Origin of the sequence: uncultured Dialister sp. (assembly GCF_900538805.1) — a bacterium.
Lineage (GTDB): Bacteria > Bacillota > Negativicutes > Veillonellales > Dialisteraceae > Dialister.
Map to the genome: position 1 here is coordinate 40,401 of NZ_UPZP01000005.1, position 8,992 is coordinate 49,392.

At 50.5% G+C, this 8,992-nt stretch carries 8 protein-coding genes; all 8 read right to left on the reverse strand.

The annotated features are described in order from the left end of the window. Window positions 1-3: 3 nt before the first annotated feature. The 8 genes from QZQ29_RS01165 to QZQ29_RS01200 all read right to left on the reverse strand — a co-directional run bounded on the left by QZQ29_RS01165 (window position 4) and on the right by QZQ29_RS01200 (window position 8,829). A complete protein-coding gene (locus QZQ29_RS01165) occupies window positions 4-765 on the reverse strand; it encodes an ABC transporter permease (RefSeq protein WP_296958665.1) in 762 nt (253 codons plus the stop codon). 30 nt (window positions 766-795) lie between these two features. Beyond that, window positions 796-2,787 carry a SpoIVB peptidase S55 domain-containing protein gene (locus tag QZQ29_RS01170; RefSeq protein WP_296958667.1) on the reverse strand — a complete coding sequence of 664 codons (1,992 nt, stop codon included), beginning with the start codon at window positions 2,785-2,787 and terminating at the stop codon, window positions 796-798. Window positions 2,788-2,804: 17 nt separating this feature from the next. Beyond that, window positions 2,805-3,095, reverse strand: coding sequence for a hypothetical protein (locus tag QZQ29_RS01175; RefSeq protein WP_296958668.1), 291 nt, complete (start codon window positions 3,093-3,095; stop codon window positions 2,805-2,807). A gap of 192 nt (window positions 3,096-3,287) precedes the next feature. Then, window positions 3,288-4,385, reverse strand: coding sequence for a rod shape-determining protein (locus QZQ29_RS01180; protein ID WP_296958670.1), 1,098 nt, complete (start codon window positions 4,383-4,385; stop codon window positions 3,288-3,290). After that, entirely contained in the window at window positions 4,363-5,622 is a 1,260-nt protein-coding gene (murA, locus tag QZQ29_RS01185; RefSeq protein WP_296958673.1) for a UDP-N-acetylglucosamine 1-carboxyvinyltransferase, read from the reverse strand. Before murA ends, QZQ29_RS01180 begins: the two co-directional genes overlap by 23 nt. A 358-nt stretch (window positions 5,623-5,980) precedes the next feature. Then, window positions 5,981-6,643 (reverse strand): TrkA family potassium uptake protein, encoded by a 663-nt coding sequence (locus QZQ29_RS01190; RefSeq protein ID WP_296958675.1) that lies wholly within the window; start codon window positions 6,641-6,643, stop codon window positions 5,981-5,983. A 172-nt stretch (window positions 6,644-6,815) separates the two neighbouring features. Continuing rightward, window positions 6,816-8,168, reverse strand: coding sequence for a potassium transporter TrkG (locus tag QZQ29_RS01195; protein ID WP_296958677.1), 1,353 nt, complete (start codon window positions 8,166-8,168; stop codon window positions 6,816-6,818). Between the two features lie 121 nt (window positions 8,169-8,289). Continuing rightward, complete coding sequence (locus QZQ29_RS01200; RefSeq protein ID WP_296958679.1) at window positions 8,290-8,829, reverse strand: CBS domain-containing protein; 540 nt, start codon at window positions 8,827-8,829, stop codon at window positions 8,290-8,292. Window positions 8,830-8,992 lie beyond the last annotated feature (163 nt).

Below are 8,992 nucleotides of genomic sequence, written 5' to 3' on the forward strand. Positions count from 1 at the left end.
CTCTCAGAAAAGAATGGACGAAAGAATATAATTGGCCGCAAAAAGCATGATAATGGAATAAACCACGGACTGGGTGGTGGCCTTGCCTACCCCTTCCGCCCCGGCAGTACAGGTCATGCCCCTGTCACAGCCCACCAGGGCCACGATCATGCCGAAAATAACGGATTTGAAAACGCCGATATATAAGTCGGAGGGCACGCAGTACACGTGGATGGAATGCATGAACACATAGGACGAAACACCATGGGACAGGGAGGCCACCATCATGCCGCCGCCCACGCCGATGGCTACGCCGAATACGTCAAGAATGGGCAGCATGCACATGCAGGCAATAAGCCTTGGTACCACCAGGTAGCCTATGGGGCTTACCGCCATGCAGCGAAGGGCGTCAATCTGCTCTGTCACCCGCATGGTACCGATTTCCGCCGTAATGGCGGCACCTACCCGGCCTGCCAGCACCACACCGCAGAGCACCGGCCCAAGTTCACGGCCGATGCCGATGGCCACAATGGCGCCGACAGTAAAATCAGCGCCGTACTTGGTCAGCTCTCCGGCAATCTGCACGGAAAGCACCATGCCTGTGAATAGCAGGGTCAGGGCCACAATGGGAAAAGAAAGGACCCCTAAGGACAGGCACTGGCGGCAGGTTTCTTTGCCGCGGATGGCAGAGATTTCGCGAACCGCTGCCACAAGGAGCAGGATAACAGCCCCAAGCTGGTGAAAAATAGACAGGGTCTGCCGTCCCAATGATTCCAGAAATCCCATGTTCTCCTCCTTTCCCCCGGCATGCTTTAATTATAAACGGGTAATGGTATCACTCATCAGGAAATAGGATGTACCCGATTTCTTATCGGTATCGGGCTTCTTATCCTTTTCTCCGACATTCGTTTTGGATTCTTCCTTCTTTCCGTCCTTATCTTTTCCGGAAATGGAATCTTTTCCTTCGTTCTTCATGTCCGCAATCATCTTCTGGTTGGATTTCGCCAGTTTACGAAGGGCTCTGTCCCGGTCTTCCGGAGACATGACCTGGAAGGTGAACTGCCCGTCACCGTAAACCACGTAGTCCGTGTCCACACTGCTCTTGGGGCTGTCCTCTTCCTTCTCTCCCTCCTGTCCGTCCTTATTCTTTCCCTTCAGATAGTCCGGATTCTTAGAAGGTCTCTTATCCTGGATTTCCGCCTTGGTGCCGCTTTCCTCATCTTTGGAAATCATGCTCACATTGGGGTCCAGAATTTCTACAACCACCTGGTTGTTTTTATCTTCCTTTTCCAGCTTGTCAAATAAATCATTGAAATCCTTATAGGTGCGGATACGCTCCAGGATTTCATCGGTGAGGTTATACTTCTGCTGCTGGATGAGATAGGGAAGGGGCACCACGCCGCCACCCCTGACTTCCAGAATCATTGTCCCCAGGGGCTGGTCCTTGGGAACAATGAAAGCCAGGTCCTTGTAGAACACCTCTCCCCGATAGGGAGCAAGTCTTGCCCTTACGTAAATCGTATCCCCCGGTGCCACCACCGTAGGCGAAGCGGAAGCGTCAAGGAGCTGGGCGGTTTTCCTCTCCTTTGTCACCTTCAAGTCCACCGAAATGTCACGAAGCTTGTAGGGTTCAAACCGGTTCTGCTCCAGAATGCGGATGACATTATACATTTCATCCACGCTCCGTTCGGAAATATCCTTAGAAGACCAGTACATATTGGACCTTGTAAAGGGTTTCTTTTTCAAATCCTCCGGAAAGAGGGTGTAGGAAAGGGACACGGTGCCCTCCCCGTTCCTGTCCAGGGTGTTGCTGATATTGTTATACACGGAGGTCACAGAAAGCATGGGCAGCATCCGTTCATTCTGCACCATGCGCACATTCAGACTTCCTGTCCGCCCCGTATCCTCGTCCAGCACGGAGGAATGGAGACGCACCGATTCCGGTACTTTTCCCGAAAGGCCGCTGATACCGGAACCCCGGTCCTCGTTCACCGTCCCGATTTCCGCGCCTACACTGCCCAGTTTAAAGGGAATATTGTGGCTGGGAACTACGGTAAAGATATAGGAATTATGCATGAAATAGGAGGAGCTCCCCTTATCCAGGAAGGGATGGCCGAAAGCCACCATATGGTCTCCATCCACATAGGTCACGGTGCCTACGGCGCCCAGCTTCAAATCGCCGGTGACCAGGGTAGCCGACACGGCGCCGCCTGCTTCCAGGGGCCGGGGTATTTCATCAGCGCCCACGGCTGCGGCGGAATAGGGAACCATATTGAAATCCTTCATCTTATCGGTGAGAAAATCCATGCCGGACGGGGTATATCCGGAAGCCATGAGAGGCGTTGCCAGCGGAATAAGGTTTGCATCATGTCCCCTGTCATCGCCGGTCTTATTAGAATCCACCATCCACAGCCGGAGCATATCGGAAATCGGAGTGACCATACCGATACGTCCGTCGGACTGGGGAAAACCGTAGGCAATGGCCCCAAGAAGTTTACCGTCAATATACACCGGGCTTCCGCTCATGCCCTGGGCAATACCGCCGGTTTCATCAATGAGGGGGCCCGATACTTTTACCAGGACCAGGTCGCCGCCGGCGCTCCCTTTATTCTTCATAATGCCCAGTACATCCACATCGAAGGTATCGATTTTCGTGCCGTGCACCACGGTTTTCGCATAACCATGCATGCCTTCCTTCACATCGGACAGAGGAAGGAATTCCTCCGCCGCTGCCGGCAGGACACATCCCAGTGCCAGGCAGAGCGAAAGAGCCAGTCTTTTTATTTTCTTGCTTGAAATTGCATGCATTAGAAGCTCCTTATCCATTACTTTGTCTCAATGACAGCCACCGTATCCTGTTTTGTAATCTGCTGTCCCTTTACAACCAGTACCTTCGTCACCACGCCGTCTGCATCGGCCCGGGCCGCCGGCACAGGCCCTACCAGAGAATCCACTGTAGCCAGCACCTGTCCCTCCTTCACCGGTGAATTCACATCCACCACCGAAGTCACTGTGCCGGAAAGGACGGCACTCTGGGAAACTTCTGCTGCCTCAGCAGGCACTGCCATCATAAGAGCAGCCGCTGCTGTAAGTCCTGCTTTTTTCCAAGTTTTCATAGGTATCCCTCGTTTCAGTCTATGTAATTGGGTATTATCAGTTTTATTTTACCACGGACTATGAATTTTTTCTTTAAATATATTAATTTTTACACACTCCACCGCTGAAGGGTACAAAAAAAGTACAGCCGGTTTCCCCAAGCCGTACTTTTTATGATTCATTCTATGGACGTTATGAAAAGAAATCGTCAATCAATGTAAGTCCTGCAGGGAATCTCTGAAATCGTTGATGTAGTTCAGAGCAGAGCCTGCACCTACAGCATTCACGTAGGACGGACGATCCGCCACCCGGGCCGGCACGCCTATGATTCTGGAAATCAAATCATCCATGCCACGAAGCTGGGAGCCGCCGCCTATCATCATGATGCCATTTTCACGGATAGATGCCAGAAGGGCCGGTGGTGTGCGCTGCAATACATCCCGGATGTGAGTGAAGATTTTATAAAGGATCGGATTGATGGCGCCCGCAATATCTTCACTGGTCACTGCAATTTTTACCGGAAGCCCAGATACGATAGAAAGGCCGCAGGTCTCAGCTATCCTTGGCTGCCGGTCCAGATCCCAGGATGCACCCAGAGCGATTTTCAGACTTTCCGCTTCCTTCCGTCCTATGCGGATATGGTACTTATCCCGCACCGTATTGAGGACCGCCACATCCATGCTGCTCCCCGATTCTCTTGAAAAATGGCTGACCACGATGCCCTGTTTGGAAAGCACAGATATTTTGGTGGAGCCGCCACCCATGTCCACAATCATGGTACCTTCCTGCTGGTGTGTTTCCAGTCCCATTCCCATCACTGCTGCCAAAGGCTGGTCAATGAGCACGGTCTTTCTGGCACCTACGGCCACCGCCGCTTCCAGGAGAGCTCTTCTCTGTACACTGTTGATTCCCTTAGGCACGCACATAATCAGCCGCGGATGGAAGAACATGCCCTTCAGGTAGGACTTATTCACAATGGAATTTAAAAGAAAGGCAGTGCCATTGTAATCCACAATGGCACTTTCCCTCATGGGACGGGAAATTTGGATTTCCGGCGGTGTTTTCCCTTCCATTTCCTCCGCCTTGGTCCCGTAGGACAGATACTCCCCGGTCATCCGATTTCTGGCAATGACAGAAGCTTCCGGAAAGACAAGGCCCTTATGTTTCATGAAAAGAACAATATTGGAAGTACCTATGTCTACGCCGATATCTTCAGAACCAAAGGAACCGATCCAGTCCAGAAGGGAATTCTGCGTGGCGGGCATGGAAATTTTAGGGGATGATTTTTTAATCCCTGTCGACTCTGACAATGTCTGCTCCTAACCCCTGCAGTTTTTCTACAAGATGATCATACCCGCGGTCAATATGGTGAAGTTCCCCTACTTCCGTTTCTCCATGGGCTGCCAGTCCTGCAAGAGTGAGGGCGGCGCCGGCACGGAGGTCCGTGGCTCTTACAAAAGCGCCGGTGAGGAACGGAACGCCCTGCACAATGGCGCACCGTCCTTCCACCTGGATAGAAGCGCCCATACGCTGCAGTTCTCCTACATGCATGAAACGGTTTTCAAAAACAGTTTCCGTAATCTTGCTGATGCCGTTGCCAATGGTCATAAGGGCCATGAACTGGGCCTGCAGGTCCGTAGGAAATCCGGGATAAGGAAGGGTTTTGATATCGGTGGAACGGATATGGCCGTCACTGATGACCCGTACGCTGTCGATATCCTTAATCACCTTCACTCCTGCTTCATTCAGCTTGGCCAGAAGCGGTTTCAAATGTTCCGTCAGCACATTGTCAATCACCACGTCGCCACCTACCATGGCTGCGCCAATCATGAAAGTACCTGCTTCAATGCGGTCAGGAATAACGGTATGGGAAACGCCCTCAAGCTCCTTTACCCCTTCTACACGGATAATATTGGTACCTGCACCTTTAATGTTGGCGCCCATGGAATTAAGGAAGGTCACCAGGTCTACAATTTCCGGTTCCTCCGCCGCATTTTCAATAATGGTGCGGCCCTCTGCCGTGGCGGCAGCCATGAGAATATTTTCTGTAGCCCCTACGCTGGGGAAATCCAGATAAATGGTGGTGCCTTTGAGTCCATGGGGGGCATAGCCTTCCACGAAACCATTGCCCACATTGATTTCAGCGCCCAGGGCTTCAAAAGCCTTCAGATGAAGGTCGATGGGCCGGCTGCCAATCATGCAGCCGCCGGGGAGGGCAATTTTCGCATGGCCCATTTTAGCCAGGAGCGGTCCCATAATGAGGAAGGAAGCCCTCATTTTGCTCATGAGTTCATAGGATGCTTCCGTCTTATCCAGCATGGAAGCATCAAAAGTCAATACATTGTCTTCCCTTGTCACCTTTACCCCCAGTGACTCCAGCACACTGCAGATGGTGCTCACGTCGTCAAGATTCGGCGCATCAATAATAGACGCCGGTGTGTTGGGGAGAAGCGTTGCCACAATGATAGGAAGAACCGCATTTTTTGCGCTGGAAACACGGACATGTCCATGAAGAGGGCGTCCGCCATGAATCACTAACTTTTCCAAAAGGAATCACTCCTGTTACTTAAAAATCAAAGAAACCGTTCATCTGATAATCATTCTATGTCTGGAAATGTTTCCTTTTGAAAGAAAGAAGGAAACAAAGATTTACGAAATCAAATCACCATGTATCATAGCAAAAAATATATATGATTTCAAGAGAAAGGCGGCTGTGAGTAAGTGTCTAATCAGCCAAATCAGACCATAGGACCCGTTCATACCCCGGGTTCAGAGGGTTCAGAGGATTTAGAGGGTCCGGAAGGGAAGGTTGACAGCCGCTGCGCGGCTGATGGTTCTTAAGAACCTTTGCCCCTTCTGCACCTTCTGAACCCTCACGCCCGAAAGGGCGTATCCATCAAGCCGCCTACTGCTCGAGACTGGCGGTGACCCGTTTCACGCTTTCCGAATCCCCCAGAATGATGAGCATGTCATCGGAGGCCAGCTGCATATCCGGATGAGGATTGACATACATTTCCCCTTTCCGCTTGATGGCCACGACGGTAATGTTGTATTTCTTACGGATATCAATATCCAGAATACTCTTGCCTATCCATTCCTCCGGCACATGGATGGAGAGGATGGTAATATTGTTTTCCATTTCGATGTAGTCCACAATGCCGGGAGAAATCAGGTTATGTGCCACGCGGACGCCCATTTCTTTTTCCGAATAAATGACCTTGTCCGCCCCGATTTTCTGGAGCATTTTCCCATGCAAAGGATCCAGGGCCTTCACCACGATTTTTTTGACCCCCATTTCCTTCAAAAGAAGGGTGGTCATGAGGCTGGCGGAAAGGTCTCCTACGGAAACCACGGCAATATCCGCATTGCCTGCGCCGATGGCGGTGAGGTTCTTTTCATCGGAGCAGTCGGCGCACACCACGTATCCCAAGGTGTCCGCCAGGTCCTGCACCACATCTTCATCAATATCCATGGCCATCACATCATAGCCCATCTTTTCCAATGTAACAGCCACACTTTTTCCAAAACGGCCAAGGCCGGCTACAAAAAACTGCAATTTCTGACCCATATGCTACCTCCAGGGAAGCGCTGATTAATTCGTTATTTGCTTTTATTCTTGAATTTTTATGCAATGCAAGGAATGAGACGACGCGAATAGCGAGCTATTTAAGGAGTCTCATGACGCAGCAGTGCATAAAAATTCTTATAAAAGCAAGCTCTATGAATTAATCAGTGCTTCCCTAACCTATAACAACATTTTCCTTCGGATATTTCACAGAACTATTATGATGGCTGGCAAAAGTAATGGCAAGCGTCATCACACCTATACGACCGATATACATAGCAATCATAAGAACGATTTTGCACGCCGTATTCCACTCCCCCGTGAGCCCCATGCTGAAGCCCACGGTGCTGAAGGCGGACACCGATTCAAAGAGGGCGTCCTCAAAGCTGAAATCCTTCGGTTCCAGGGCAAACACGGAAAAGGCGGTAATGAAAGTGAGCACTATGGCCAGGGTAAACACGTTGGACGCCTTCATCAAACACTTGGAATCCACCTGCTTATGAAACAGCACCACCTCCCGCTTTCCCCGTATCCACGCATAAAGGGACAGCATGAGAAGCCCCATGGTGGTGGTGCGGATGCCGCCGCCGGTGGAAACAGGCGCCGCCCCTATAAACATGAACATCATGACGAAAAGGACGGTGGAGCTCATCATGGAATGAATATCGAAAACTACAAACCCCGCCAGCCTTGAAGACACGGACATGAAAAGGGCGCTCTGCCATTTCTCCAGGGTTCCCATATGGCCCATGGTTTCCGGATTATTTCCTTCCATCAGAAAATAGACCACCACCCCCAGAGGGATAAGGATGGCCTCCATGGTAAAGATAAACTTGCTGTTGAACGAAAGCTTGGACCACCGGTGATTTCTTAATATATCATCCAGTGCAATAAATCCTACGCCCCCAAGGAACATGGTAATAACTACCACGGTGCTCACAAAGCCGTCAGCTGCCATGCCTGCAAAGCCCACATCATTTCCCATGATATCCATGCCGCAGTTGGTAAAGGCGGACACCGCATGCCAGTAGCCCAGGTAAATGCCGATGGGACCGTATTTGAAATAAAGATACACCGCCAGCAGGGTACCGGAAGTGAACTCCACCGCCAGGGTGGTGCCGATAATCTTCCTTACCAGCATCACCATGCCCGAAGGAGTCTGCAGATTGAAGGAGTCCCGGATAAGGAGGCGCTCCTGCAGACGAATTTTACGGCCGGTATAGATACTCACCATGGCCATCATGGTCATGATTCCCAGTCCCCCTACCTGCATGAGGAAGAGAATCACCAGCTGGCCAATAAAAGTGAAATCGTAGCGAAGGTCAAACATGCTCATGCCGGTAACACTCACCGTGCTCACCGACATGAAAAGGGCATCCACAAAGGAAATCTCCCTGGTCCCGGTCTGGCAGAAAGGCAGCATAAGAAGGAATGCGCCAAGAAGCATGAAAAGCGCAAACCCGCCGCATATGAGAATCCCCCTATGCATCTTATTTAAAAACCGGACAACCAGCTTCAGCATACCCATGACCTCCCTCTCCTTTTCAGGAAGGGAAATCTTCCTGATAACCGGAGTGCTTCTCTTATTATACTATGCAGCGCGCAAATAAAAAACTGCACCCACTGGGTGCAGTTCAATCAGTCAATGATTATTCCTTTACCTGTTCCCTGTTCTTCAAAAGTTCTTCCGCTTCGGTAGCCGCAATGGCTCCCAAGATATCATGTCTGGTAATAATGCCCACCAGACGAGCCGGAGGCTGGATATCCGTATTTTCCGTCTTTTTCTTCTCCACCACCGGCACGGTCTTCAAATGCTCATCCACCATCAGATTCGTCAGTGTTTCCATATCCGTTTCCGGCGTGACGCAGCGCACATCCTTGGTCATGATTTCCGCTGCCGTCGTAGCAAGCAGCTTCCTGAAAGACCTTTCATACCGGCCGAAGCCGCAGTAGTACAGATTTCCGCCCAGCACATCCACATACTGCGGAATCTTGGGCGTCACTTTCTTGTAAAGGAGATCCCCCTCTGAAACAATACCCAAAAGCTCATTGTCTTCCCCTACCACAGGAATGGCACTCACCGGATGGGTAATAAACAGCCCCACCAGCCGGTGCACCGTCACATCAGGAGAAACAGTAAACACATACTTGGTCATGAAATCTTTGACTTTCAGTGATTTGGACGGCATAGCAACCCCTCCTTTTGAAAGCTCTGAAATCTATTATTTCCTACCTATATTTTAACGAATTTAGAGAAAACGTGCAAATGGGAAGATTAAGGAAGCACTGATTAATTCATAGAGTCTGCTTTTATAAGAATTTTTATGCACTGCTTCGTCATGGGACTCCTTA